Source organism: Kitasatospora sp. NBC_01266 (genome assembly GCF_036242395.1).
In the GTDB taxonomy this organism is placed as follows: Bacteria; Actinomycetota; Actinomycetes; order Streptomycetales; family Streptomycetaceae; genus Kitasatospora.
This window is the reverse complement of the sequence record NZ_CP108458.1, coordinates 5,185,234-5,210,612: the sequence shown is the minus strand read 5'-3', so window position 1 is coordinate 5,210,612 and position 25,379 is coordinate 5,185,234. Positions and strand designations below refer to the sequence as shown.

Here is a 25,379-nt window from a genome sequence, read left to right as displayed (position 1 = left end):
GGCCGGCTCCACCCGGGAGCCGGCCGCCGCCGCTGGCTAACTGACGGTGATCTCGGTGTAGACCGGGACGCTGAACGGGTCGAGCATCACGTTGTTGACGTGGCTGGACCAGGCCACGGTGCCGTTCTGGTACCAGAGCGGGATGGCCGGCACGTCGGTGACGAGCATCTTCTCCGCGGTCTGGAAGTCGGAGACCGAGGTGGCCGCATCCGGTGCCGCGTTGGCCGTGTTGACCTCGTTGTCGAACGCCTGGTTGTTGTAGTGCGAGTCGTTGGAGGACCCGGTGGTGGTGTAGACCGGCTGCATGAAGTCCTGGATCAGCGGGTAGTCCATCTGCCAGCCGGTCCGGAACGGGCCGGTCATCTTCTGGCTGGTGATCTGGTTGCGGAAGTCCGCGAAGGTGCCGATCGGGTTGCCGACGCAGGCGTTGTTGTTGCCCAGCACCGTGTTGATGCTGTTGCAGGTGGCGTCGACCCAGTCCTTGTGCGGGCCGTCGGCGTTGTAGCTGATGGTCAGCTGGCCACCCGGGATGCCACCGCCCTGCTCGATCAGTTGCTTGGCCTTGGTGGGGTTGTAGGTGCACAGGTCACCGCAGAGGCCGGCCTTGAAGCCGCCCGCGTCGCCGAGCACCGGGGAGGTCCAGTCGGTGGCCGAGGTCCGGGTGTTGGTGAAGATGGTCTTCACGATGGTGTCCCGGTCGATCGCCATCGAGATGCCCTGGCGGACCAGCGCCGCGTTGGCCGTGCTCCACTGCGGCTGGTAGAGCGGGAACGAGATGGTCTGGATGATGCCGGCCGGGGTGTTGAGGAAGCGGCCGCCGCTCGGCCCGCCCGCCAGGGTCTTGATCGCCGTGTTGGAGAGCGTGTTGTCGACGTCGAGCGCACCGGACTGGAGGTCGGAGTAGGCGGCGTTCGGGTCGGTGTAGACGATGAGGTTGATGCCGCCGTTCTGCGGCTTGTTGGTGCCGCTGTAGTCCGGGTTCGGCACCAGCTGCATCTGCTGGCTGCGGGTGTACGACTGGATCATGTACGGCCCGTCGCCGATGGGCTTGTTCAGGAACGCGGCGTGGTTGGTGAAGAAGGTCGTGGGCAGCGGGTAGTACGCGTTGTAGCCCAGGGTCTGCGGCCAGGTGGTGAACTTCTGGCTGAGCGCCACCGTGAAGGTGCTGTCATTGACCACCTTGAGGCCCGACATGGTCTGCGCGGTCGGCGAACCGCTGGCCGGCGCGACGTCGTTGTAGCCCTGGATGTACTGGAAGAAGCTGGCGTTGACCTGCTTGTTGGTGGACAGCGCGCCGTAGTTCCAGGCGTCCACGTAGGAGGTGGCGGTCACCGGGGTGCCGTCGCTGAACTTCCAGCCCGGCTTGAGCGTCACGGTCCAGTTCTGCTGGTCGGAGGAGGTGATCGACTGGGCGTTGGCGTTGCTCGGCGCGCTCGTCTTCGGGTCGTACTGGACCAGACCGGCGAAGACCATGTTCATCACCGCGCCACCGTTCACCTCGTTGGTGTTGGCGGGCTCCAACGGGTTCGCCGGGTCGCCCCACCACGCTCGGACGACACCATTGCCGTTCGTGCTGGAGCCGCTGTTGCTGCTGCTGCAACCGGTGGCCACCAGGGCCGCCGATGTCACTGCGATCACGGCCCAGCGCACTCTGGTGGCTGAAGGCATGAAGGACCTCCTCGGGGGTGTGTGAGGCATCACACCCCATTCGAAGGGCGGGGCGGCGACGACGCACCCGCAGCAGGGCCACTCGGGCGCCCGGTGCCGCCGAACAGGTGACTGAAACGCCGTCAGCCGGCTCCCCTCGGGGGAACCGGCTGACGGCGTTTCGGCTGACGGCTGGTCAGGCGTCAGTTCTTCTTGGCACGCGAAGCGCTACGGCCGCGCTCCTTCTGGTCCAGCACGACCTTGCGGATACGCACGGTCTCCGGGGTGACCTCGATGCACTCGTCCTCGCGGCAGAACTCGAGCGACTGCTCCAGCGACAGCTTGCGCGGCGGCACCAGGTTCTCGGTGGTGTCGGAGGAAGCCGCACGCATGTTGGTGAGCTTCTTCTCCTTGGTGATGTTGATGTCCATGTCGTCCTGGCGCGAGTTCTCGCCGACGATCATGCCCTCGTACACCTCGGTGGTGGGCTCGACGAAGAGCGTGCCGCGCTCCTGGATGCCCATCATGGCGAACGGGGTCACCACACCGGCGCGGTCGGCCACCAGCGAACCGTTGTTGCGCATCCGCAGCTCGCCGAACCACGGCTCGTGGCCCTCGAAGATGCTGTGCGCGATACCCGTACCGCGGGTGTCGGTCAGGAACTGGGTGCGGAAGCCGATCAGGCCGCGCGACGGGACGATGAACTCCATCCGGACCCAGCCGGAGCCGTGGTTCGTCATGGTCTCCATGCGGCCCTTGCGGACGGCCATCAGCTGGGTGATCGCGCCCAGGTACTCCTCGGGGCTGTCGATCGTCATCCGCTCGACCGGCTCGTGGGTCTTGCCGTTGATGACCTTGGTGACCACCTGCGGCTTGCCGACGGTCAGCTCGAAGAGCTCCCGGCGCATGGTCTCGACCAGGATGGCCAGCGCCAGCTCACCGCGGCCCTGCACCTCCCAGGCGTCCGGGCGCTCGGTCGGCAGCACGCGCAGCGAGACGTTACCGATCAGCTCCTTGTCCAGGCGGTCCTTCACCATGCGGGCGGTGACCTTGTGGCCCTTGCCGCCCTTGCCGACCAGCGGCGAGGTGTTGGTGCCGATGACCATCGAGATGGCCGGCTCGTCCACCGTGATCAGCGGCAGCGCGATCGGGTTCTCCAGGTCGGCCAGGGTCTCGCCGATCATGATCTCCGGGATACCCGCGACGGCGCAGATGTCGCCGGGGCCGGCCTTCTCGGCGGGCTTGCGGGTGAGCGCCTCGGTCATCAGCAGCTCGGTGATCTTGACCTGCTGGACCGAGCCGTCCCGCTTCATCCACGCGACCTGCTGGCCCTTGCGCAGCTCGCCCTGCTCGACGCGGCAGAGCGCGATACGGCCGAGGAAGTTGTCGGCGTCCAGGTTGGTGACGTGCGCCTGGAGCGGGGCCGACTCGTCGTAGATCGGGGCCGGGACGTGCTCCAGGATGGTGGAGAAGAACGGCTCCAGGCTGTCGCTGTCGGCCGGCACGGTGCCGTTCTCCGGCTTGGTCAGCGAGGCGACGCCGTCACGGGCGCAGGCGTAGACGATCGGGAACTCGATCTGGTCCTCGGTGGCGTCCAGGTCCAGGAAGAGGTCGTAGGTCTCGTTGATGACCTCGTCGATCCGGGAGTCCGGACGGTCGGTCTTGTTGATGCAGAGGATCACCGGCAGCTTGGCGGTGAGCGCCTTGCGGAGCACGAAGCGGGTCTGCGGCAGCGGGCCCTCGGAGGCGTCGACCAGCAGCACGACCGCGTCCACCATGGACAGGCCGCGCTCGACCTCGCCACCGAAGTCGGCGTGGCCCGGGGTGTCGATGATGTTGATCGTGATCGGCTCGCCACCACCCTTGGGGTGGTACTTGACCGCGGTGTTCTTCGCGAGAATGGTGATGCCCTTCTCGCGCTCCAGGTCGTTCGAGTCCATCATGCGATCGTCGAGGTGCTGGTGAGCCGCGAAGGCACCGGCCTGCTTGAGCATCGCGTCGACCAGGGTCGTCTTCCCGTGGTCGACGTGGGCGACGATGGCGACGTTGCGGATGTCATTGCGCGTGGGCATGCGGAGCGAACTCTCCCGGAGTCGTGGGTTGTGGCGCCCCGGCCTGTCCCGGTCCACCCGCCGGGCTTACCATGCCACGGCTTGTCCTATCGTACGTGGCCACCGGGACGACCCGCGAAGTGAGGACCGGCTAGCGGCTCTACTGGCGCAGGAAGCCCAGGTCCTGGTAACGGGGCCAGCCGAAGCCGTAGGCACCCGCACCGGCCACTCCGGTGCGCACCGCGACCAGCTCGGGGCGCTGGTAGAGCGGCACCGAGTGGCCCAGCTGCCAGATCCGCTCGTCGGCCTGCCGCAGCAGCGCGGTCTGCTGGACGGGGTCCGCCTCGGCCTCGGCCTTGGCGAAGAGCTGGTCGATCTCGTCCGTCCCGGAGCCGCCGTAGTTGAGGCCGAGCACCAGCTTGCCGTCCGGACCCACCTGCGGCTTGGCGTAGAGCGGGCGCTCGTCGGTGGCGGGGAAGGCGGTGGCGGGCCAGGAGAAGAGCGCGAGGTCCCAGTCGCCGGCGGCCAGGTGGTCACGGACGAAGCCGTCGGGCGACGCGGCCTGCGGGTGCACCGTGATGCCGTACGGGGCGAGCTGGGCCACCAGGGCGTCGGCGGTGCGGCGGGCGGTGGCCGAGCCGTCCGGGTAGAGCAGGCTCAGCTCCAGGTGCATGGACTTGGCGGTGGCGGCCAGCGAGGCGCTGTTGTCGTGGTAGCCCTGCTGGTCGGCCATCAGCAGGTGGTTGCCGAGCGGCGCGGCGGGCAGGCCGAGCGGGCCGAGCGCGGCCTGGGCGATCTTGGCGCGGTCCACGCAGGCGGCGACCGCGCGGCGCACCGCGGGTTCGGCGAGCTGGCCGCGGGCGCCGTTCAGGGTGAGCTGGGTGAAGGCGGGAGCCGCGGCCCGGTGCAGGGTGATCCCGGGCAGCGCCCTGGCCCGCTGCAGTGCCCTGGTGGCGGAGTCCAGCGCGTCGGCGGAGTTCGTGGTCGGCGGGTGGTCGACGGTGCCCTCCAGCGCGGCGACGTCGACCCGGCTCTGGGAGAGGGCGTCGAGCCGGTCGGGAGTGGCCAGGAAGTCGAGCTCGTCGACCTTGGGCGCGTCGCCCCACCAACGGGGATTGCGGACCAGCGCCGCCTTGCCGCCCTTGGCGTCCAGCGACTTGAGCAGCAGCGGCCCGGCGCTGAGCGGGAGGCCGGCGGCCGGGTTCAGCGGGCTGAACAGGGACTTCCACTCCGCGTACGGCTGCCGGAAGACCACCTTCACCTGGTGCTGGTCGACGCCCTGCGCGATCGACGCGATGGCCTGGTAGCCCGGGTGGGTGTCGCGCAGTGCCGTCCACTGCGCGGTGAAGTCGGCGGCCGTCACCGGTGTCCCGTCGCTCCACACCGCCTTCGGGTTCAGCCGGTAGGTGACCGTCCGGTCGGTCAGTTCGGCGCCCACCAGGTAGTCCGGGTCCGGGACCGGCCGCGCGTGGTCGTCCAGCCGGTAGAGGCTGGGCAGCAGGGCGTGCGCGATCAGCGCGGTGTCGGCGGTGGCGTCGGCTTGGTAGACGTCCAGCGAGGCGGGCACCTCGTCCACCGCCCAGCGCAGCGTGCCGCCCTGGCGGACCGCGGTGCGGTTGCCCGGGGTGAGGTCGGAGGCGGACTGGGTGGGCGTGACCGGGGCCGGCGCGCTGGAGCAGCCCGCCAGCGCGCCGAGTACACAGGCGGCGGCGAGCACCCTGATGCTCTTCATGGCTCACACTCAACTCCCTCGTGTGACCGAAGAACTGACGACACGACAAACCATCGTCCGATCGGCGCAGTGCTCGACGCCGCAGCACTGACCACGGTGGCTGTTCAGGGAATCAGATACTCAGCTCGAACCAGACGATCTTTCCGTGCGGGGTGCGCCGGCTGCCCCAGCGTTCGGCCAGCAGGCTGACCAGTTGCAGACCGCGCCCGCCCTCGTCGGTCTCCTGGGCCCGGCGCTGGCGGGGCTGGGCGTAGCCGTCGTCCCAGACCTCGCAGACCACGGCGGTGTCGCGCAGCAGGCGCAGCCGGATGTCGCCGCGTCCGTGCCGCAGCGCGTTCGTCACCAGCTCGCTGACCAGCAGCTCGGTGGTGTCGACCAGCTCGTCCAGGCCGCGGGCCAGCAGCCAGGCGCAGGCCTTCTCGCGGGCCTTGGCCACCGAGGTGGGCTCGGGGGGCAGCTTCCAGTCGCCCACCGCGTCCTCGGGCAGGGCCCGCACCCGGGCCATCAACAGGGCGATGTCGTCCTCGCCGTGGTGCGGGTCGAGCTCGTTGAGCACCTGGTCGCAGAGGGTCTCCAGGGCCGGGGCGCCGTTCTCCAGGGCGGTGCGGAAGGCGAGCAGGCCCTCGTCCAGCTGGTGCTTGCGGGACTCCACCAGGCCGTCGGTGTAGAGGCCGAGCAGCGCACCGTCCGGCAGCACCAGGGTGACCTCCTCGAACGGCTCGCCGCCCACACCCAGCGGCAGGCCCGGCGGCACGTCCAGCATCCGGGCCGGTTCGCCCGGGCTGAGCAGCGCGGGCGGCAGGTGCCCGGCGTTGGCGAAGACGCAGCGCTGGGTGACCGCGTCGTAGACGGCGTAGACGCAGGTGGCCAGGTAGACCTCGACGGCGTCCTCGTCCGCCGGGCGGTCGGCGCCGCCGTAGCCGGGCAGCGGTCCCGGCCCCGGGTCGCCCAGGCCCCGGGCGATCTCGTCCAGCGAGCCGAGCACCTCGGCCGGCTCCAGGTCGAGCATGGCCAAGGTCCTGACCGCGGTGCGCAGCTGACCCATCGCCACGGCGGCCCGCAGACCGCGCCCCATCACGTCGCCGATCACCAGCGCGGTGCGGTTGCCGGGCAGCGGGATGACGTCGAACCAGTCGCCGCCGACCTCGGTGTTGTTGTTGCTGGGCCGGTAGCGGCAGGCGATCTCCAGGCCGCTGGCCTCGGGGTTGCCCGGGGGCAGCAGGCTGCGCTGCAGGATCAGCGCGCGCTCGTGCTCGCGCCGGTAGAGCCGGGCGTTGTCCACGCAGACCGCGGCCCGCGCGGCGATCTCCTCGGCGATCGCCACGTCCCGGGCGTCGAACGGCTCGCTGCCGATCGCCCGGGAGAGCTGGACCAGGCCTAGCACCACGTCCCGGGCCACCAGCGGGACCACCAGGGTGCTGCGCAGCAGCGGGTCGGGGCCCGGATCCGGGATCGCGCTGCGCCCGGTGCGCAGCGCCCGGGCGTGCGGGGAACGCGGCGGATAGCAGAGCGTGCCGCCGGCCTCGGCGGCGGCCAGCCGGGCGCCGTAGGACTGGTCCGGGAAGCCCTGGTCGCCGCCGAGCAGCGAGCCGAAGCCCATCGAGGAGGCGCCGCCGACCACGCTGGAGACCGCGACCCGGCGCAACTCGCCGCTGCCGTCGTACGGGGCACCGGCGCCGACCAGCGAGGGGCCGCTCTCGCCGGAGAGCAGTGAGGAGTAGAGGTCGACCGTGGCCAGGTCGCAGAACTGCGGGACGACCACGTCGAGCAGTTCCTTGGCGGTGGTCTCCAGGTCCAGGGTGGAGCCGATGTGCGCGCTGGCCTCGTTGACCAGGGCCAGGTTGCGGCGCACCCCGGCCGCCTCGCGCTCGGCCACGTGTCGGCCGGTGACGTCGTTGACCTGGCCGGCCACGCCCATCGGCCGCTCGCCGGGGCCGGTCAGCCGGTAGAGCGAGATCGCCCAGCGGCGCTCGCCGGCCCGGGTCGGCACCGCGCCGCTGAACCGCAGGTCGACCACCGGGTCGCCGCTCTCCAGCACCTGGCACAGCGCGGCCTGCAGCCGCTCCGCCTCCGAGAAGGAGAACAGGTCGTGTGCGGTCAGCCCGGTCAGCGCCTCGGCCTCGGCCCCGACCGCGCCGGCGAAGGCCTGGTTGACCCGCTGCAGCCGCAGTTGGCGGTCGAACAGGAAGAAGCCGCTCGGGGTCTGGCCGAAGACCGCCTCGGAGGCGGCCAGGTCGGTCTCGATCCGGCGCAGCTTGCCCAGGTCGACGGCGAGGCAGAGCGCGCCGCCGACGTCGTCCGGGCCGCTCGCGCCGCTCTGCGCCACGGCGGGCATCAGGTAGACCTCGGCCAGCCCCTCGGCGCCGTCCGGTGCGCGGTAGGGCACGGTGCCCACCCACTCCTCGCCGGCCAGCGTGCGCTCCAGCCGGCCACGGCCGCGCTGCCACAGCTGGCGCGGCACCAGGGTGGTCACCGGGTCGGCGCCGAGCGCCTCGGTGGCGGGCAGTGCGAAGAAGTCGGCGGCCCGCTCGCTCCACTGGCTGATCCGCCCGTCGGGGCCGATCGCGAAGGTGGCGACCCGGATGTACTCGTAGATCGAGCCGGGGTCGGTGTCGCCCCAGCGCGGCGCGGAGCCGGCGGCGAGGGCGACGGGACGGGCGGGAGGCTCGACGGGATCGGGAACGCCGGTGGTGACCGGGGCGCCCGCCTGCCCGGGCACGGCGGCATGACCGCTACCAGTCAGCGCTTCCCGCGCCGGCATGCTGTTCAAGGACCGACCCCTCCAACCCGCGCCCATCCGGATGTCGAGAAGACCTGAGATGACCGAGTATTCATCATCCGAGGGCGGGCGCACACGCCCCCAACATCACAACATCAAATCGGGCGAAGGTTTTTGCCCCGGCAGCGCGCTGCCGACCTGCCACGTTCACGCCCCCGGTCCGCCACTGTGCGCCCGTCGAGGATATCTGTCATGGACAGGTCTCGAGCATTCGAATATATGAGCGACAGACACCCGGTTCAACCGTGACCCGTTTCCTTCCCCGGCAATTCCTGTTCGAACCAGACCACCTTGCCCATTCCCTCGGCACGCGCCCCCCAGCGCAGTGCCAGTCGGCGCACCAGCTCCAGGCCCCGCCCACCCTCGTCGGCCGCGGCCGCGTGCCGCTCTCGGGGCGGGTCGGGCAGCGGGTCGGAGATCTCCACCAGCAGCGTCTCGCCGAGGGTGAGCCGCACCCCGATGGGCGCGCTCGCGTACCGCACCGCATTGGTGACCAGCTCGCTGACCAGCAGTTCCGCCGTGTCGGTGAGCTCCTCCACGCACCAGTCCTGGAGCACGCCGCGGACCAGCCGGCGGGCCCGGGAGACCGCGGTGGGCTCGGCCGGCAGCGTCCAGCCGACCGTCCTGGCCCCCTCCTCGCCACGCCCCAGCCGGGCCAGCAGCAGCGCCACGTCATCGGGTTCGCGGCCCTGCTCCATGGTGTCGAGCACCGCCTCGCAGGCGTGCTGGATCGACCCGTACGGCTTCTCCAGCACCGCCTGCAGCCGGCCGAGGCCGACATCCAGGTCCTTGTCCCGGGACTCGACCAGCCCGTCCGTGCAGAGCGCCAGCACGCTGCCCTCGGGGATCAGCAGCTCGACCGACTCGAACGGCACCCCGCCGACGCCGAGCGGCGCACCCGAGGGCAGGTCCAGCACCCGGCCCTGGCCGCCGGGCAGCGGGCCGCCGCTGCGGGCCGGGCCGGGGGTCGGCGGGTGGATCAGCACCGGCGGGATGTGGCCCGCCTTGGCCACCGTCAGCCGCGCGGTGGCCGGGTCGTAGACCGCGTAGACGCAGGTGGCGAGCAGCGCCTCGTCCGGGCCCTGGGCCAGGTCGTCGGCCAGCTCGTGAACGTGCCGCAGCAGCACGTCGGGCGGCAGGTCCAGGGCCGCGAGCACCCGCACGGCGGTGCGCAGCCGGCCCATCGTGGCGGCCGCCCGCAGGCCGTGGCCCATCACGTCGCCGACCACCAGCGCGGTGCGGTCGCCGGGCAGCGGGATGACGTCGAACCAGTCGCCGCCGACCTCGGTGCCGCTGCTGCCGGGCACGTAGCGGTAGGCCACCTCGACGCCGGTGGGCTGCGGCACCTGCTGCGGCAGCAGGGTGCGCTGCAGGGTCAGCGCGGCGGTGCGCTCGCGCACGTAGAGCCGGGCGTTGTCCAGCGAGCTGCCGGCCCGGTCGGCCAGCTCCACCGAGAAGGCCAGGTCGTCCCGGTCGAAGGCCTCGCGCCGTCCGGCCCGGCTGAGCACCAGCAGGCCGATCACGATCCCCCTCGCGCGCAGCGGGACCACCAGCATGGAGTGCGTACCGAGCGTCAGGGCGGCCCGCACCTTGGGATCGCCGGGGTAGGTGGCCTCCTCCAGTTCCTCGGCCCCGGAGAGCAGCTCGGGCACACCGGTGCGCAGCACCCGGCCGTAGCAGGACTCCTCGGCGAAGCTGATCCGGGCGCCCCGGCGGAGCATCACCTCCACCTCCTCGCCGTCCTGGATGGCCGCCACACCGAGTTGCAGCAGCGAGGTGCGGCGGTCGTGCCCGTGCCGGGGCAGGTCGTCGCCGTGCGCCACCGCCTGCAGCAGGATCGCCGCCGCGAAGTCGGCCAGTCGGGGCACCACCGCGCTGGCCAGTTCCTGGGCGATCCGGGCGCCGTCCAGCAGGTCGCCGATCCGCGAGCCGAACTCGTTGAGCAGGGCCAGCCGGCGACGGGCGTGCTCGACCTTGGCCACCGCCCGGTAGCGCTCGGTCACGTCCATCACGGTGCCGGAGATGCCCAGCACCCGCCCGCCGCGGTCGGTGAGCCGGCTGTAGGAGATCGACTGGTAGCCGGAGCGCGCGGTGCTCGGCGTGGCCAGGGTCACGTCGATCACCGGCTCGCCGGTGGCCAGCACCTGACGCTGGATCACACTGATCTCGTCGGCCGCCCGTTCGGGCAGCGTCTCACCGGTGGTCCGCCCGACATGGTCCTCGGCGGGGACCCCGTTCATCTCGGCCAGCGTCTGGTTGACGGCCGTGTAGCGCAGGTCGGCGTCCAGCACCGCGATGCCGAGCGCGGACTGCTCGAAGAGCGCGTCACGCACCGCCAGATCGCGCTCGACGGCCTGCAGGGTGCGCGCCTCGGCCAGCGCGACCAGCAGGAACGGGGTGCCGTCACCGTCCACCAGGAGCGAGATCCTGGCCTCCACCGGGACCATCGGGCCGTCCCGGTGCCGCAACTGGGCCAGGCCCTGCCAGCCGCCGGTGCGCAGCGCGGTCCGGAACGCCTCGCGGGTGTCGGCGACCCGCTGCTCGTCGGCCATCAGCTCCTCGATCCGACGGCCCACCAGCACCTCGCTGGGCCAGCCGAGCAGTTCCTCGGCCGCCGGGCTCCAGAGCACCACCCGGCCGACCGTGTCGAGCATCGCGATGGCGACCTTGACCACGTCGAAGAGGCTGCCCTGGGTGTGCTCACCGGCCGGGTGGCCCAGCCCCAGGGCGGTCGATGGCCAGCGGTCCGGGGGTGCGGCGGGGAACGGTTCGGCGGGGCCGCCGCGGCGGGCGGCGGGTGCGACCGCGGCGGCCGGGGGCCGGCTCGGCGAGGCGCCGGGTGCACCGGTGCCGGTCGCGGCCGTCGGCGCGCTGACCCGCAGGCGCGCGCGGGCGGCGGCGCCACCCGGCCGCGCGGGGCGGGGTCGCGCTCGCCCGCCGCTACCCGTGCTGGTCACCGGCGGGGCCTCCCAAGTACCGACGCGGACGGACTGCGCGTGACTCACCAAACGTCACAGATCATGCCGAACTGTGACATACCCCAGGAGATCACGCACTATCCATGCGTTCGGGTCATCTTTTCCGATTGCCAGACCGGCCGACTCGGGAACGCCGACCGGCCCGACCGCGGCGGCTCACGGCGCGTCAGCGGACGCCAGTAGCCGGGCGACCTCCGGCAGCACCGCGCGGTCGTGCTCCAGCCAGTCCACCGCCGACAGCTCGTCAGGCCCCAGCCAGCGCAACTCGGAATGGTCCTCGAGCGGCCGCGGTTCGCCGTCCAGCAGCTCCGCCGTCCAGATCCGCAGCACCAGCCCCGCCCGCAGCGGCCACTCCCCCGCGAGCCGGTGCAGCGCCCTGGCCCGCACCCCGAGCTCCTCGAGGAGCTCGCGCTCCAGCGCCTGCTGCTGACTCTCGCCCGGCTCGGCCTTGCCGCCGGGAAACTCCCAGCGCCCCGCCAGCTCGGGCGGTGCGCTGCGCCGGGCGGCCAGCACCCGGCCCTGGTGGATCAGCGCGCCGCCGACCACGATCCGGTTCTCCATGCCCGGGAGCTTACTGATCTCCCGGTGGCTGACTGCGCCGCGCCGGGCCCGGCTCGGTGGGGGTCGAGTCGGGCCCGGCGCGGGGCCGGCCGGCCCTGGCCCGAGGGTAGGGACGGCTCGCTAACGGGACGTACGGACGAGGTTTCGGCGCCGTCACGCACCCGGACAACCGGGTTAACGGCGGGTAAGCCGCAGGGCCGGGTCTGGCGGGCGCCGCCCGCTTCCCCTGACCATCTGGTTCGTATCCGACCGGCTCAGCCGATGCGTCACCCGCACCGACTCCTGCCCACTGACGCGCACACTGCCCCCGTTCGCCCCCGTACGGCCGACGTGCGGGCGGATCGACGCCACACGTACGACTATCGCAAGGGTGTACCGGCTCCCGCCGCCGCGCAAGGTCCTGTCCGGTTACAGGTCAGTGCCGACTCGCCCGGTCCGTACTGCGCGAGGTCCGCGGCACCGGCCTCAGCCCCGGGCCAGCACCTCCCCGTGCAGCACGGCGAACCAGCCGTCCGGCTCCACCGACCAGCGGCGCCAGCCGTCGGCGATCGCGGCCAGGTCGGCCTGCTCGGCGAAGCCGTTGGCGCGCGCGGTGGCGGCCAGTCCGGAGTCCGCCACCCGCTCGGCCCAGGACCCGCCCCACCACAGCCGCTCGCCGGGCGTCGCGTAGGTCCAGCTGGAGCTGGTGGCCGTCACCTCGGTGAAGCCCGCCGCGCGGGCCCAGGCCAGCAGCCGGCGGCCGGCGTCCGGCTCACCGCCGTTGGCCCGCGCGGTGCGGCGGTACAGGTCCAGCCAGGCGGCCAGCTCCGGCAGCTCCGGGTACCAGGTCATCGCCGCGTAGTCGGCGTCCCGCGCGGCCACCACGCCACCGGGGACCACCACCCGGCGCAGCTCGCGCAGCGCCGCCACCGGGTCGGCCACGTGCTGCAGCACCTGGTGCGCGTGGACCACGTCGAACTCACCGTCACCGTAATGCAGTTGGTGGATGTCACCGACCGCGAAGACGACGTTGGCCAGCCCGCGCCCGGCCACGTACCCCGCGGCCTGCGCCAGCACCTCGGCCGAGCTGTCCACCGCCACCACCCGGCCGGCCGGCCCGACCAGCTCGGCCAGGTCCGCGGTGATCGTGCCGGGGCCGCAGCCGATGTCCAGCACCGTCTGCCCGGCCCGCAGCTCGGGCAGCAGGTAGGCGGCGGAGTTGGCCGCGGTGCGGCTGCGGTGCGAGCGCAGCACCGCGTCCTGATGACCGTGCGTGTAAATCGCCTGATGCTCCGTCATGACTCTTTCCTCCGTGGCTTCCCGGCCTCCTCGCCGCACCCCGAGCCTAGCTTTCGTCTCACAGATCAAGAATATCCGTCTCGCTATCCAAGACTCTGCCGAAAGCAGTTCACCGCACGGGCGGCTCGCGCGAATAATCGGGGCATGGGAAAGAGCTACGACCGGATCGACGCCAGGCTGCGCTCCTTCATCGAGGCTCAGCCGATCTTCTTCACCGCCACCGCGCCGCGCTCCGACGACGGCCACGTGAACCTCTCCCCCAAGGGCCGCTCCGGCACCCTCGCCGTGCTGGACGAGCTGACCCTGGCCTATCTGGACTTCGGCGGCAGCCACGCCGAGACCATCGCCCACCTGCGCGAGAACGGCCGGATCACGCTCATGTGGTGCGCCTTCACCGGCCCGCCCACCGTGCTGCGGGTGCACGGCCGGGGCGAGCCGGTGTTCCGCGACGACCCGCGCTTCGCCGACCTGCTGGGCCACTTCGAGCCGACCGCGGACGGCGGCGGCCTGCGCGCGATCATCCTGGTGCGCGCCGAGCGGATCAGCGACTCGTGCGGCTTCGCGGTCCCGTACCTGGAGTACCGCGCCGACCGCCCGCTGCACGCCGACTACTTCGGCCGCAAGAGCGAGCCGGAGTTCGCCGAGTACTGCGCGAAGAAGGAGTTCGTCGGCGTCAGCGTGGACGGCCTGCCGGCCCTGCCGCTGCCCCTGCCACCCCGCCCGTAGCGGGACCGCGGGCCGGGCATCGTACGGTTGGCTCCATGCCCACCCGCCCGTACGTGCTGCTCAGCGCCGCGATGTCGATCGACGGCTACCTGGACGACGCCTCCGCCGAGCGCCTGCTGCTCTCCAACCCGGCCGACTTCGACCGGGTGGACCAGCTGCGCGCCGAGTGCGACGCGATCCTGGTGGGCTCCACCACACTGCGCCGCGACAACCCCCGGCTGCTGGTCAACGACCCCGGGCGGCGGGCCGCCCGGGTGGCCGCCGGGCGGCCCGCCCACCCGCTCAAGGTGACCCTCAGCGCGGGCGGCGACCTCGCACCCGAGCTGCGGTTCTGGCACACCGGCGAGCAGCGCCTGGTGTACACCACCGACCAGGCGGCGCCCGGCCTGCGGGAGCGCCTGGACGGACTGGCCGAAGTGGCCGGGCTCGGCGCGAGCGTCGGGCTCGGCGCGCTCCTCGACGACCTCGGGCGGCGCGGGGTGGGCCGGCTGATGGTGGAGGGCGGCAGTTCGGTGCACACCCAGTTCCTCGCCCAGGGGCTGGCCGACGAGCTGCGGCTGGCCGTCGCGCCGCTGCTGGTCGGAGCCGCCGCCGCGCCGCGGTTCGTCAACCCGGCCGAGTTCCCGGGCGGCAGCACCCGGCGGCTGCGGCTGCTCGGCGCCGAGCCGGTCGGCGATGTCGTGCTGCTCCGCTACGCCCCCAAGGAGTCCGCGTGAGTGACCTGCTCTTCCTGGCCCGCGCCATCGAGCTGTCCCGGCACTGCCCGCCCTCGGCGACCGCCTTCTCGGTGGGCGCGGTGATCGTCGGCGCGGACGGCGGCGTGCTGGCGGAGGGCCACAGCCGCGAGGGCGATCCGGTGGCGCACGCCGAGGAGTCCGCGCTCGGCAAGCTGCCGACCGGTGACCCGCGACTGCGCACCGCGACCCTCTACAGCTCGCTGGAGCCGTGCAGCCGTCGCGCCTCGCGCCCGCACCCGTGCGCCGACCTGGTGCTGACCGCCGGGATCCCACGGGTGGTGGTCGCCTGGCGGGAGCCGGACCTCTTCGTCACCGGGTGCGAGGGCATCGACCGGCTGACCGCGGCCGGGGTAGAGGTGGTGGAGCTGCCGGAGCTGGCCGAGGCGGCCCGGGAGGTCAACCGGCACCTTTTGTATCCTGATGGAACATAAGAAGCCCACTCGCTGAGGAGCGCCCCGGGATGACCGCCGCCACCGAGCTCACCGTCCGCGCCCTGCTGCTGGACATGGACGGAACCCTGGTCAACTCGGACGCCGTCGTGGAGCGCTGCTGGCGCCGCTGGGCCGCCGGCCACGGACTGGACGGCGACCGCGTGCTGTCCGTGGTGCACGGCCGCCAGGGCCACCTGAGCATGGCGATCCTGCTGCCGGACCGCCCGGCCGAGCAGAACCGGCTGGAGAACCGGCAGATGCTCGCCGAGGAGACCGCCGACACCGAGGGCGTGGTCGCGATACCGGGCGCCGCCGCCCTGCTGGCCACGCTGGCCGACCTCCCGCACGCCCTGGTCACCTCCGCCGATCTGGCGCTGGCCCGCACCCGGATGGCCGCGGCCGGCCTGCCGATGCCCGCGCTGGCGATCACCGCCGAGTCGGTCGGCGCCAGCAAGCCCGACCCCGAGGGCTTCCTCAAGGCCGCCGCCGAACTCGGCGTCGCCCCGGCCCACTGCCTGGTCCTGGAGGACTCCGAGGCCGGCATCGCGGCCGGCCGGGCCGCCGGGATGCGGGTCCTGGGGGTCGGCCCGCGCGCGGCGGCACACCGGCCGACGCTGCACGTGGACACCCTGGAGCAGGTCCGACTCACCCCGGGCGCGGACGGCACGGTGCTGGTCCGGGTCGCTGCCTGACCCCACACTGGGCCCCATGACCAGCCCGATCAGGACCCGCCGGATCTACGACCCGCCCGAGCCCGCCGACGGCCACCGCGTCCTGGTCGACCGCCTCTGGCCGCGCGGGGTCGGCAAGGAGCGGGCCGCCCTGGACGAGTGGGCCAAGGACCTCGCCCCGTCCGACCCGCTGCGCCGCTGGTTCCACGAGTCCCCCGAGGCCCGCGCCGAGGAGTTCGCCCACCGCTACCGCACCGAACTCGACACCCCCGAAGCCCACGCCCACCTCGCCACCCTGGCCGCACACAGCCCGCTCACCCTGCTGACGGCCAACCGCGACCCGGCGGGGAGCCACGTGCGGGTACTGGTGGAGCTGCTGACGGGGTGACGGGGCGCGGGAAGTCGGCCAGGCCGACTTCCCGCCCGCGATCCAGCCGCAGCACTCACAGCCGCTTGCCGCCCCCTTGGGCTCGACGTACAGTTTCTTGTACTTAGGAGGATGCGGCTATGAAGACGATGACCTACTCGGAATCCCGCGCGAGGTACGCCGAGGTACTCAACGCCGTCACGGACGACCGCGAGGAGATAGTGATCACCCGGGCCGGACGCGAGCCGGTCGTCATCGTCTCCCTCGAGGACTACGAGTCCCTGAAGGAGACCGCCTATCTGCTCCGCAGCCCGGCGAACGCGCGTCGTCTGCTGGCGTCCATCGACGAGCTGGAGAGCGGCGGCGGGACCGCACAGGAGCTGGCGGACCCCGAGTGAAGATCGTCTTCGCCTCCCGCGCCTGGGAGGACTACCTGTGGTGGCAGGGCCAGGACCGTAGGATCCTCAAAAGGATCAACACACTGATCGCCGACATCGCACGCACCGGCAACGAGGGGATCGGCAAGCCGGAGCCCCTCAAACACGGATTCCAGGGCTACTGGTCGCGCCGGATCAATGACGAGCACCGCCTCATCTACAAGACCGGCGACGACTCGATCCTCATCGCGCAGTGCCGCTACCACTACGAGAACTGAGACCGGCCTGACCTGCGGCGCCGCAGGTCAGGCCGGTCTCGGTGACTGGATCAGACGTTGAAGCGGAACTCCACCACGTCGCCGTCCTGCATCACGTACTCCTTGCCCTCGATCCGGGACTTGCCCTTGGCACGGGCCTCGGGGATCGAGCCGCACGCGACCAGGTCGTCGAAGGAGACGATCTCGGCCTTGATGAAGCCCTTCTGGAAGTCGGTGTGGATCACGCCGGCGGCCTCGGGAGCGGTGGCGCCCTTCTTGATGGTCCAGGCGCGCACCTCCTTGGGGCCGGCGGTGAGGTAGGTCTGCAGGCCCAGGGTGTCGAAGCCGACCCGGCCCAGGGTGGCCATGCCGGGCTCCTCCTGGCCCATCGACTGGAGGAGTTCCAGGGCGTCGGCGTCGTCCATGCCGATCAGCTCGGACTCGATCTTGGCGTTCAGGAAGATCGCCTCGGCCGGGGCGACCAGGGCGCGCAGGCCGTCCTTGAACTCCTCGTCGGTCAGCTCGTCCTCGTCCACGTTGAAGACGTAGAGGAAGGGCTTGGTGGTGAGCAGGTGCAGCTCGCGCACCGAGGCGGAGTCGAAGCCGACCTCGAAGAGGGTCTTGCCGGACTCCAGCACCTTCTGGGCGGCCTCGGCGGCGGCCAGCATGGCGGCCGACTCCTTCTTGAGCCGGGCCTCCTTCTGCAGCCGGGGCAGCACCTTCTCGACCGACTGCAGGTCGGCCAGGATCAGCTCGGTGTTGATGGTCTCGATGTCGTCCTTGGGCGAGACCTTGCCGTCCACGTGGACCACGTCGGGGTCGTTGAAGGCCCGGATGACCTGGCAGATCGCGTCCGACTCGCGGATGTTGGCGAGGAACTTGTTGCCCAGGCCCTCGCCCTCGGAGGCGCCGCGGACGATGCCCGCGATGTCCACGAAGTCGACCGTGGCGGGCAGAATCCGCTCCGACTTGAAGATCTCGGCGAGCTTGGCCAGCCGGGCGTCCGGCACACCGACCACGCCGACGTTCGGCTCGATGGTGGCGAACGGGTAGTTGGCCGCCAGGACGTCGTTCTTGGTCAGGGCGTTGAACAGGGTCGACTTGCCGACATTCGGCAGACCGACGATTCCGATCGTGAGCGACATGAAGCGCGATCCCGTGGGCTTGGAGGGCGTGGAGCGGCACCGTACGGGCCGACCGCCAAGTCTAAGGCCCGCGGTCGGGCGACCCACCGGCGGTGAGCGGGAGCGCCGCCAGGACCCGGTGGGCAGGACACGCACGAGGTCTTGAGGCGTCATTACCCAAGGTGATGTAAATCGGACCGTACGTTGGGCGTGTGGAGCAGAGCATCCGTACCCAGCCGCCCGGGCCCCGGCCCCGACCGCCAGCCGGCGGCGGGTCCCGCGAGGCCGCCGTTCCGGGGCCGGCCGCGCCCCGCGATGCCGTCACCGCACGGCCCTCCAGACTTCGGCCCGCCTCCGGCAGTGCCGCCCCGCTGGCCCGGTTGCGGCAGCGGGTGGCCCGGGGCGGGGCGGCGTCCGCGGGGCGCCCGTCGGGTCGACCGGCCCGGCTCACCGGGATCGGCGCCGGCGTGCTGTCGGTGCTCGGCACCCTCGCCTTCGGGCTGCTCGACCAGTGGCTCTTCGGCGGCCTGGGGCTGCTGTTCGAGATCGGCTTCGTGCTGGTCTGCTTCCAGACCGCGGTGCGGGTGCGGCTCGCCGACCTGCCGGCCGCACCGGTCAGCGGTCCGCTCGCCTTCGCGCTGACCGTGGCGCTGCTCGACCCGGTGACGGTGCCCGGGGTGGTCGGTCAGGTGCTGTCGCTCTGCGCCGGGCTCGCGATGCGGGCCGCCTGGCTGTTCGGCGGGACGGGTCTGGCGGTGCTGATCGTCGCCGCCCGGTTCGTGGCCCAGCGCCGGATCCGCCGGGGCCGCTGACACCCGCAGGACGCTGATCCCAGCGGCCGACCGGGCTTCAGCGCCCCGTGCCCAGCGTGGCCATCGCGGCGCCGACGATGCCGGCGTCGTTGCGCAGCGCGGCCGGCACCACCGCGGCCGCCCGCTCCTTGAGCAGCGGCAGGAACTTCTCGTGCTTGCGGCTGACGCCCCCGCCGATGATCACCAGCTGCGGCGAGAAGAGCCGCTCCACCAGGTCCAGGTACTCGTCCACCCGGACCGCCCACTCGGGCCAGCTCAGCTCGTGCCGTTCCCGGGCCGCGGCCGAGGCCCGCTTCTCGGCGTCCTTGCCGCGCAGCTCCAGGTGGCCCAGCTCGGTGTTGGGCACCAGCGCCCCGTCCACGAAGAGCGCGCTGCCGATCCCGGTGCCGAAGGTCAGCACCAGCGTCACGCCCCGGGAACCGCGGCCGGCGCCGTGCGCGACCTCCGCCAGGCCGGCCGCGTCCGCGTCGTTGAGCACGGTGGCGGGCAGGTCCAGGGCCTCGCGGAACAGGCCGGCGGCGTCCAGCCCGATCCAGCCCGGGTCCACGTTCGCGGCGGTGCGGGTGCGACCGTCGATCACCACGCCGGGGAAGGTCAGGCCGACCGGCCCGCGGTGGCCGAAGTGCTCGACCACCTCCTTGACCGCGGCGACCACCGACTCCGGCGAGGCCGGGTGCGGGGTGAGCACCTTGTGCCGGGGCTCGGCCAGCTCGCCGCGCTCCAGGTCCACCGGCGCGCCCTTGATGCCGGAGCCGCCGATGTCCACGCCGAACACTTCGGTTGCCGCCACGTCGAGCCTCCTGGAGGGAATCCACCGTCCGGTACGGATCAGCCGACCTTCACCGTACGAGAGACCGGGGGTGAAAGCAGCTCGGAACCTGCCACAGCGTCAGCTGTCGGGCCGGCTTCAGAGCTTGCCGGCCGCCTCGGCGCGCAGGTCGCGGCGGAGCTCCTTGGGCAGCGAGAAGGTCAGCGTCTCCTCGGCCGTGCGGACCACCTGGACGTCCTCGAAGCCGCGCTCGGCCAGCCAGGCCAGCACACCCTGGACCAGGATCTCCGGCACCGAGGCGCCGCTGGTCAGGCCGACCGTGGTGACGCCGGCCAGCCAGGCCTCGTCCAGCTCCTCGGCGAAGTCCACCAGGTGCGCGGCCTTGGCGCCGTACTCCAGGCCGACCTCGACCAGTCGCACCGAGTTGGAGGAGTTCTTGGATCCCACCACGATCAGCAGGTCGGTCTCGGCGGCGATCTGCTTGACCACCACCTGGCGGTTCTGGGTGGCGTAGCAGATGTCGTCGCTGGGCGGCGAGACCAGCAGCGGGAAGCGCTTCTTCAGCTCGCCGACGGTGGCCATGGTCTCGTCCACCGACAGGGTGGTCTGGGAGAGCCAGACCACCTTGGACTCGTCGCGCACCTGGACGTTGGCGACGTCCTCGGGGCCGTCCACCAGGTGGATCCGCTCCGGGGCCTCGCCCATGGTGCCGACCACCTCCTCGTGGCCCTCGTGGCCGACCAGCAGGATGTCGTAGTCCTCGTCCGCGAACCGGACGGCCTCCTTGTGCACCTTGGTCACCAGGGGGCAGGTGGCGTCGATGGTGGCGAGCTTGCCGGCCTTCGCCTCGTCGTGCACCGCGGGAGCCACCCCGTGCGCGGAGAAGACCACGATCGCGCCCTCGGGCACCTCCTCCGTCTCGTCGACGAAGATCGCGCCCTGCTTCTCCAGGGTCTGCACGACGTACTTGTTGTGGACGATCTGCTTGCGGACGTAGATCGGCGCCCCGTACTGCTCCAGGGCCTTCTCCACGGCGATGACGGCGCGGTCGACACCCGCGCAGTAACCCCGGGGGGCGGCGAGCAGGACGCGGCGCTGAGCGGTGGTCGACATGACTCCTATGGTACGGGCGGCCGTGGCCGCCGGTGGCCCGTACCGAAAGGCCGTGGCGTGTGCGGGCGGACCGTACGTCAGGTGTTCAATCTGGAGCGTGAACGATCCGGTGGGGTCCAGCGGCCTGCGGCGCAGCCTGGGGCTGCGCGACCTGGTGGTCTACGGGCTGCTCTTCATCGCGCCGATGGCCCCGGTGGGGGTCTTCGGGGTGCTGGACGCCAGGAGCCACGGGGCGGTGGCCGCGGTCTACCTGGCGGCCACCGTGGCGATGGGGTTCACCGCCTTCTCCTACGCGCAGATGGTGCGCGCGGTGCCACGCACCGGCTCGGTCTTCGCCTACGCCAGCGCGGGGCTCGGTGAGCGGACCGGGTTCATCGCGGGCTGGCTGGTGATGCTCGACTACCTGCTGATCCCGGCGGTCGCCTACCTCTTCTCCGGCATCGCGCTGCACGCGCTGGTGCCGGGCGTGTCGCGGTTCGTCTGGACCGTGCTGGCCGTGCTGGTCACCACCGGGCTCAACCTGGCGGGGGTGCGCACGGCCGCGGTGGTGGGGTTCGCGGTGCTGGCGCTGGAGCTCGTGGTGCTGGCGGTCTTCGTGGTGGCGGCGCTGGTGGTGCTGGTCCGGCAGGGCGCGGTGCGCCCGGCGCTGTCGCCGCTGACCGGCGTCGGCGGCTTCTCGGTGCGGGCGGTGCTCGGCGCGGTGAGCGTGGCCGTCCTCTCCTACCTGGGCTTCGACGCGATCGCCTCCTTCGTGGAGGAGGCGGTGGGGGCCTCGCGCGCGGTGGCCCGGGCGGTGCTGCTCTGCCTGGCGCTGGCCGGGGCGCTGTTCGTGGCGCAGACCTACCTGGCGGCGCTGCTGGAGCCGCTCACCCCGGAGCAGCTGGCCCAGCGGCCGGCCGCCCAGGACTCGGCCTTCTACGACACGGTGGAGAGCGCGATCGGGCACTGGCTGCACACCCTGGTCGCGGTCAGCAAGGCGATCGGGGCGGCCTTCGCGGCGCTGGCCGGCCAGGCGGCGGCCGGGCGGCTGCTCTTCGCGATGGGTCGCGCGCGGCGGCTGCCGCGCGCCCTGGCGGTGGTCGACCAGGACTCAGGCGTGCCCCGGGTGGCGCTGCTCAGCTCGGCGGTGCTGACCCTGGTGGCGGCCGGCTGGGCGGCCCGGCGCTCGGACGGGCTCGACCAGCTCACCTCGGTGGTGGACATCGGCGCGCTGTCCGCCTTCGCGCTGCTGCACGCCTCGGTGATCGGCTGGTACACCGTCAAGCAGGGCTCGCCGGACCGGGTGCGGCACCTGGTGGTACCGCTGCTGGGCATCGCGGTGATCGTCGCGGTGGTGGTGACGGCGGCGCACACCGCGCAGCTGGTCGGGGCCCTGTGGCTGGCGGTGGGGCTGGCCGTGGTCGCGACGCAGCGCGGCGGCGCTGTCGGCGAGCCGCGCTAGCCTCGGACGCATGGCCAACAGCAGCTCACCCGAAGCCCCGCTCCCGGTCGGCAAGGTCTCCCAGCTGATCGGCGGCTGGATCGACCGGCTGGGCGCGGTCTGGGTGGAGGGCCAGATCACCCAGCTCAGCCGGCGGCCGGGCATGCAGTTCCTGACGCTGCGTGATGTCGACCAGGACGTCTCGCTGGGCGTCACCTGCTTCCGCTCGGTGCTCGAACCGCTGGCCGACACCCTGCACGAGGGCTCCCGGGTGCTGGTGCACGCCAAGCCCGAGTGGTACACCGCCCGCGGCACCCTCTCGCTGCGGGCCACCGAGATCCGGCTGGTCGGGCTCGGTGAGCTGCTGGCCCGGCTGGAGCGGCTCAAGCGGCAGCTGGCGGGCGAGGGGCTGTTCGCCGCCGAGCGCAAGCGGCCGCTGCCGTTCCTGCCCGGCCGCGTCGGCCTGGTGACCGGGCGCGCCTCGGCGGCGGAGCGGGACGTGCTGGAGGTGGCCAGGCGGCGCTGGCCGGCGGTCCGCTTCGAGGTGCGCAACGTGCTGGTGCAGGGCCCGCAGGCGGCCGGCCAGGTGGCGGCGGCGGTGCGCGAGCTGGACGGCCACCCGGAGGTGGACGTGATCATCGTGGCGCGCGGCGGCGGCAGCGTGGAGGATCTGCTGCCGTTCTCCGACGAGGAGCTGTGCCGCACGGTGGCGCAGGCCCGCACGCCGGTGGTGAGCGCGATCGGGCACGAGCCGGACCAGCCGCTGCTGGACTTCGTCGCCGATCTGCGGGCCGCGACCCCGACCGACGCGGCCAAGCGGGTGGTCCCGGACGTGGGCGAGGAGCAGGCCCGGGTGCTCCAGCTGCGCGACCGGGCCCGGCGGCTGGTCGGCGACCTGGTGCGGCGGGAGGAGGCCGGGCTGGCCTCGGTGCGCGAGCGGCCCGCGCTGGCCGCGCCGCACCGGCTGGTGGCCGAGCGCTCGCAGGAGCTGACCGCGCTGGTCGAGCGCGCCCGGCGGTCGCTGGGCCACCGGCTGGACCGGGCCGAGTCGGACCTCGGGCACACGCTGGCCCGGGTGGTCGCGCTCTCCCCCGCCGCGACGCTGGAGCGCGGCTACGCGGTGCTCCAGCGCCCGGACGGGCAGGTGGTGACCGATCCGGCGGTGCTGGCGGCGGGCGAGGAACTGCACGCCCGGGTGGCGGGCGGCGGCTTCGCGGTGACGGTCGGTGAGCTGACGGTCAGTGGTCCGGACGCTCCGGATCAGGGCTGAGCCGGTTGCGGGAGAGCGGCACCGAGTGCTCCGCGAAGCCGAGGCCGCGGTAGAGCCGCTCGCCGCCTTCGGTGGCATGCAGGTCGATCCGGGTGACCCGGTGCTCGTCGAACCAGGCCAGCAGCGCCTCGGTGCAGGCGCGGGCATAGCCGCGGCGGCGGTGCCCGGGGTCGGTGCAGATGTTGAAGATGAAGCCGAAGCGTCCCTCGGGATGCCCGGGCGCGGGCAGCCGCTGCTCCAGGGTGCCGACCGCGCAGGCGGCCAGCCGCCCGGCCACCGCCGGATCGTCGACCACGAAGGCGGGCATCGTGGTGGCCGACGGGTCGGCCAGCCGCTCGCGCAGCAGCGCCTCGGCCCGCTGCTGCCAGGGCCCCGGGCGGGCCTGGCCCTGCATCGCCTCGAACATCAGCAGTCGCAGCCGGACCAGCTCCGCGGCGTCATCGGGCCGGGCCTGTCGTACCTCGCTCATGGCGTTGGACCCTAGCCAGCGCGCGACCCTGAGCACAGCGGGTTTCTGCTGCGCGGGCCTGTCGGAGCCTGCCTCTACGCTGGCCCCATGGCCGACGCGCAGAGCACGAGCAGCACGAACACCGGCGAGCTGGGATACGAGCAGGCCCGGGACGCCCTGATGGAGGTGGTCCGGCGGCTGGAGACCGGCGGCACCACGCTGGAGGAGTCGCTCGCCCTGTGGGAGCGCGGTGAGGAGCTGGCCAAGGTCTGCCAGCGCTGGCTGGACGGCGCCCGCGCCCGGCTGGACGCCGCCCTGGCGGCCGAGCACGAGCAGGAGCCGGCCGGCGGCGAGTGAGCGGGATCCGCGGGCGGCGACCCGGGCGTGACACGGATCACAGCCGACCCAGGAATCGTTGAATCTTCACCCACGTTGGGACCAGCTGAACGGCACGCAGCCGCCTGACCCGATCCCGCATGAGGTGTAGCCCCCATGACCAACGCCAACGACGCGCTCGTCCTCGACGCCGCCGCCCAGGACCTGCTCTTCCGCGAGGCCCGCACCGCGAACACCTTCACCGACGAGCCGGTCACCGAGGAGCAGCTGCAGGCGATCTACGACCTGGTGAAGTACGCGCCCACCGCCTTCAACCAGCAGGCGCTGCGCGTGGTCCTGGTCCGCTCCACCGAGGCCCGCGAGCGCCTGGTGTCGCACATGTCGGACGGCAACAAGGCCAAGACCTCCAGCGCCCCGCTGGTCGCCGTCCTGGCCGCCGACAACGAGTTCCACGAGGAGCTGCCGAGCCAGTTCCCGGCCTTCCCGCAGGCCAAGGACCTCTTCTTCAGCGAGCGCCCGGCCCGCGAGAACTCGGCCCGCTTCAACGCCTCGCTGCAGGTCGGCTACTTCATCATCGGCGTGCGCGCCGCCGGCCTGGCGGCCGGCCCGATGACCGGCTTCAACGCCGAGGGCATCAACAAGGAGTTCTTCGCCGACGGTGAGCACTCGGTGCTGGCCGTGGTGAACATCGGCAAGCCGGGCGCCGACGCCTGGTACCCGCGCTCGCCGCGGCTCTCCTACGAGCAGGTCGTCACCACCGTCTGACCGGTCCCGACGCGACAGGGCCCGGCTCCCCCGTGGGGAGCCGGGCCCTGCGGCATGCGCGGTCCGCGCGCTACGGCTTGAGCGCCTGCGCCAGCTCGTCGAGCTCCTGGTACGAGGCGCTGCCGGTGACCAGGGTGGTGGCCGAGCCGGTGGCCACGGTCAGGCCGCGGTAGCGGTCGCCCTGGTAGCGCGTCCAGTCCTGGCCCGCGATGGTCGCGCTGCCGTCCGGCGCGGCGCCCGACACCACGGTGTTGACCAGGTCGGCCTTCGGCTCGTTGCTCTGCTCGATCGCCGCGTACTTGCCGTCCGGGGTGACGAAGCCCAGGTGCCAGCCGGCGTGGCCGTTGGGGTCGATCTGGTAGCTCACCGAGGTGGCCCGCCACTGGTCGGAGAGCCCCTGCGGGGCCAGGATCGGGTACGGCGCCGCGCGCTTGGCCGAGGCCACCGCCGCGCTGTAGTCCACCACGCGGACCCCGTCGCCGCCGCTGCCGTGCGGAATGGTGAGGTACGCCACCAGGGCCACGCCCATCACGGCGACCATCGAGAGGATCATGTCCCGGACGGTCTGCCGCCCTCGTCTGTTGTTGCCTGCTGCCACCCCCACATCGTGACGTATCACGCCGCCGGACCTGACCACCGGGGTCCCCGCGGCACCGGAGAACCGCCCATACCACCACAGAAGCGCAGGTCGGCGGGACCCGTGCCACAGACAGTCATCCCATACACAGAT

The 25,379-nt window shown here is 72.5% G+C and carries 22 protein-coding genes and 1 pseudogene; 11 read left to right on the top strand and 12 right to left on the bottom strand.

Annotated elements, in window-relative coordinates; genetic code table 11:
* Positions 1-36 precede the first annotated feature (36 nt).
* From OG403_RS22800 to OG403_RS22770, 7 genes are all read right to left on the bottom strand, one after another.
* Entirely contained in the window at positions 37-1,668 is a 1,632-nt protein-coding gene (locus OG403_RS22800) for a peptide ABC transporter substrate-binding protein (protein ID WP_329567273.1), read from the bottom strand.
* Between the two features lie 182 nt (positions 1,669-1,850).
* Positions 1,851-3,719: a translational GTPase TypA gene (typA, locus tag OG403_RS22795; RefSeq protein ID WP_329567271.1), complete on the bottom strand. Its 1,869-nt coding sequence runs from the start codon at positions 3,717-3,719 to the stop codon at positions 1,851-1,853.
* A gap of 139 nt (positions 3,720-3,858) precedes the next feature.
* Positions 3,859-5,430: an ABC transporter family substrate-binding protein gene (locus OG403_RS22790; protein WP_329567269.1), complete on the bottom strand. Its 1,572-nt coding sequence runs from the start codon at positions 5,428-5,430 to the stop codon at positions 3,859-3,861.
* Positions 5,431-5,542: 112 nt separating this feature from the next.
* Positions 5,543-8,191, bottom strand: a complete 2,649-nt coding sequence (locus OG403_RS22785; protein ID WP_329572459.1) for a SpoIIE family protein phosphatase — start codon at positions 8,189-8,191, stop codon at positions 5,543-5,545.
* Between the two features lie 257 nt (positions 8,192-8,448).
* Positions 8,449-11,166 (bottom strand): SpoIIE family protein phosphatase, encoded by a 2,718-nt coding sequence (locus tag OG403_RS22780; RefSeq protein ID WP_329567267.1) that lies wholly within the window; start codon positions 11,164-11,166, stop codon positions 8,449-8,451.
* Between the two features lie 177 nt (positions 11,167-11,343).
* A complete protein-coding gene (locus tag OG403_RS22775; RefSeq protein ID WP_329567265.1) occupies positions 11,344-11,748 on the bottom strand; it encodes an NUDIX domain-containing protein in 405 nt (134 codons plus the stop codon).
* A 465-nt stretch (positions 11,749-12,213) separates the two neighbouring features.
* Complete coding sequence (locus tag OG403_RS22770; protein ID WP_329567263.1) at positions 12,214-13,026, bottom strand: class I SAM-dependent methyltransferase; 813 nt, start codon at positions 13,024-13,026, stop codon at positions 12,214-12,216.
* A gap of 144 nt (positions 13,027-13,170) precedes the next feature.
* On the opposite strand from OG403_RS22770, the gene OG403_RS22765 reads away from it, so the two are divergent.
* The 6 genes and pseudogenes from OG403_RS22765 (at position 13,171) to OG403_RS22740 (ending at position 16,613) form a co-directional block, all read left to right on the top strand.
* Positions 13,171-13,752: a pyridoxamine 5'-phosphate oxidase family protein gene (locus OG403_RS22765; RefSeq protein ID WP_329567261.1), complete on the top strand. Its 582-nt coding sequence runs from the start codon at positions 13,171-13,173 to the stop codon at positions 13,750-13,752.
* A 35-nt stretch (positions 13,753-13,787) separates the two neighbouring features.
* Positions 13,788-14,920 (top strand): annotated as a pseudogene (locus OG403_RS22760) (dihydrofolate reductase family protein).
* Between the two features lie 29 nt (positions 14,921-14,949).
* The gene (locus OG403_RS22755; RefSeq protein ID WP_329567259.1) at positions 14,950-15,612 is read left to right on the top strand and encodes an HAD-IA family hydrolase; all 663 of its coding nucleotides are present in this window, start codon (positions 14,950-14,952) and stop codon (positions 15,610-15,612) included.
* A 16-nt stretch (positions 15,613-15,628) separates the two neighbouring features.
* Positions 15,629-15,979 carry a DUF488 domain-containing protein gene (locus tag OG403_RS22750; RefSeq protein WP_329567257.1) on the top strand — a complete coding sequence of 117 codons (351 nt, stop codon included), beginning with the start codon at positions 15,629-15,631 and terminating at the stop codon, positions 15,977-15,979.
* Between the two features lie 119 nt (positions 15,980-16,098).
* Complete coding sequence (locus tag OG403_RS22745; protein ID WP_329567255.1) at positions 16,099-16,356, top strand: type II toxin-antitoxin system Phd/YefM family antitoxin; 258 nt, start codon at positions 16,099-16,101, stop codon at positions 16,354-16,356.
* Entirely contained in the window at positions 16,353-16,613 is a 261-nt protein-coding gene (locus OG403_RS22740; protein ID WP_329567253.1) for a Txe/YoeB family addiction module toxin, read from the top strand. The genes OG403_RS22745 and OG403_RS22740 overlap by 4 nt, the downstream gene beginning before the upstream one ends.
* A 50-nt stretch (positions 16,614-16,663) precedes the next feature.
* Here OG403_RS22740 and ychF read toward each other — a convergent pair whose 3' ends face one another.
* Entirely contained in the window at positions 16,664-17,737 is a 1,074-nt protein-coding gene (ychF, locus tag OG403_RS22735) for a redox-regulated ATPase YchF (RefSeq protein WP_329567251.1), read from the bottom strand.
* 191 nt (positions 17,738-17,928) lie between these two features.
* Here ychF and OG403_RS22730 point away from each other — a divergent pair, with 191 nt between their 5' ends.
* The gene (locus OG403_RS22730) at positions 17,929-18,528 is read left to right on the top strand and encodes a DUF6542 domain-containing protein (RefSeq protein WP_329567249.1); all 600 of its coding nucleotides are present in this window, start codon (positions 17,929-17,931) and stop codon (positions 18,526-18,528) included.
* A gap of 37 nt (positions 18,529-18,565) precedes the next feature.
* Here the strand turns inward: OG403_RS22730 and ppgK are convergent, their stop codons facing one another.
* Both ppgK and OG403_RS22720 read right to left on the bottom strand, forming a co-directional pair.
* On the bottom strand, positions 18,566-19,318 hold the full coding sequence (gene ppgK, locus OG403_RS22725) for a polyphosphate--glucose phosphotransferase (RefSeq protein WP_329567247.1): 753 nt from the start codon (positions 19,316-19,318) through the stop codon (positions 18,566-18,568).
* 117 nt (positions 19,319-19,435) lie between these two features.
* Positions 19,436-20,410, bottom strand: a complete 975-nt coding sequence (locus tag OG403_RS22720) for a 4-hydroxy-3-methylbut-2-enyl diphosphate reductase (protein WP_329567245.1) — start codon at positions 20,408-20,410, stop codon at positions 19,436-19,438.
* Between the two features lie 97 nt (positions 20,411-20,507).
* Between OG403_RS22720 and OG403_RS22715 the strand changes: the two genes are divergently transcribed.
* Both OG403_RS22715 and xseA read left to right on the top strand, forming a co-directional pair.
* The gene (locus tag OG403_RS22715) at positions 20,508-21,851 is read left to right on the top strand and encodes an APC family permease (protein WP_329567243.1); all 1,344 of its coding nucleotides are present in this window, start codon (positions 20,508-20,510) and stop codon (positions 21,849-21,851) included.
* Positions 21,852-21,861: 10 nt separating this feature from the next.
* Entirely contained in the window at positions 21,862-23,100 is a 1,239-nt protein-coding gene (gene xseA, locus OG403_RS22710) for an exodeoxyribonuclease VII large subunit (RefSeq protein WP_329567241.1), read from the top strand.
* Here xseA and OG403_RS22705 read toward each other — a convergent pair.
* On the bottom strand, positions 23,069-23,569 hold the full coding sequence (locus OG403_RS22705; protein ID WP_329567239.1) for a GNAT family N-acetyltransferase: 501 nt from the start codon (positions 23,567-23,569) through the stop codon (positions 23,069-23,071). The two genes, xseA and OG403_RS22705, sit on opposite strands and share 32 nt — an antisense overlap.
* A gap of 87 nt (positions 23,570-23,656) precedes the next feature.
* Here OG403_RS22705 and OG403_RS22700 point away from each other — a divergent pair, with 87 nt between their 5' ends.
* A complete protein-coding gene (locus OG403_RS22700) occupies positions 23,657-23,905 on the top strand; it encodes an exodeoxyribonuclease VII small subunit (RefSeq protein WP_329567237.1) in 249 nt (82 codons plus the stop codon).
* 135 nt (positions 23,906-24,040) lie between these two features.
* On the top strand, positions 24,041-24,649 hold the full coding sequence (locus OG403_RS22695) for a malonic semialdehyde reductase (RefSeq protein ID WP_329567235.1): 609 nt from the start codon (positions 24,041-24,043) through the stop codon (positions 24,647-24,649).
* Positions 24,650-24,719: 70 nt separating this feature from the next.
* Here the strand turns inward: OG403_RS22695 and OG403_RS22690 are convergent, their stop codons facing one another.
* Positions 24,720-25,247 (bottom strand): DUF4245 domain-containing protein, encoded by a 528-nt coding sequence (locus OG403_RS22690; protein WP_329567233.1) that lies wholly within the window; start codon positions 25,245-25,247, stop codon positions 24,720-24,722.
* Positions 25,248-25,379 lie beyond the last annotated feature (132 nt).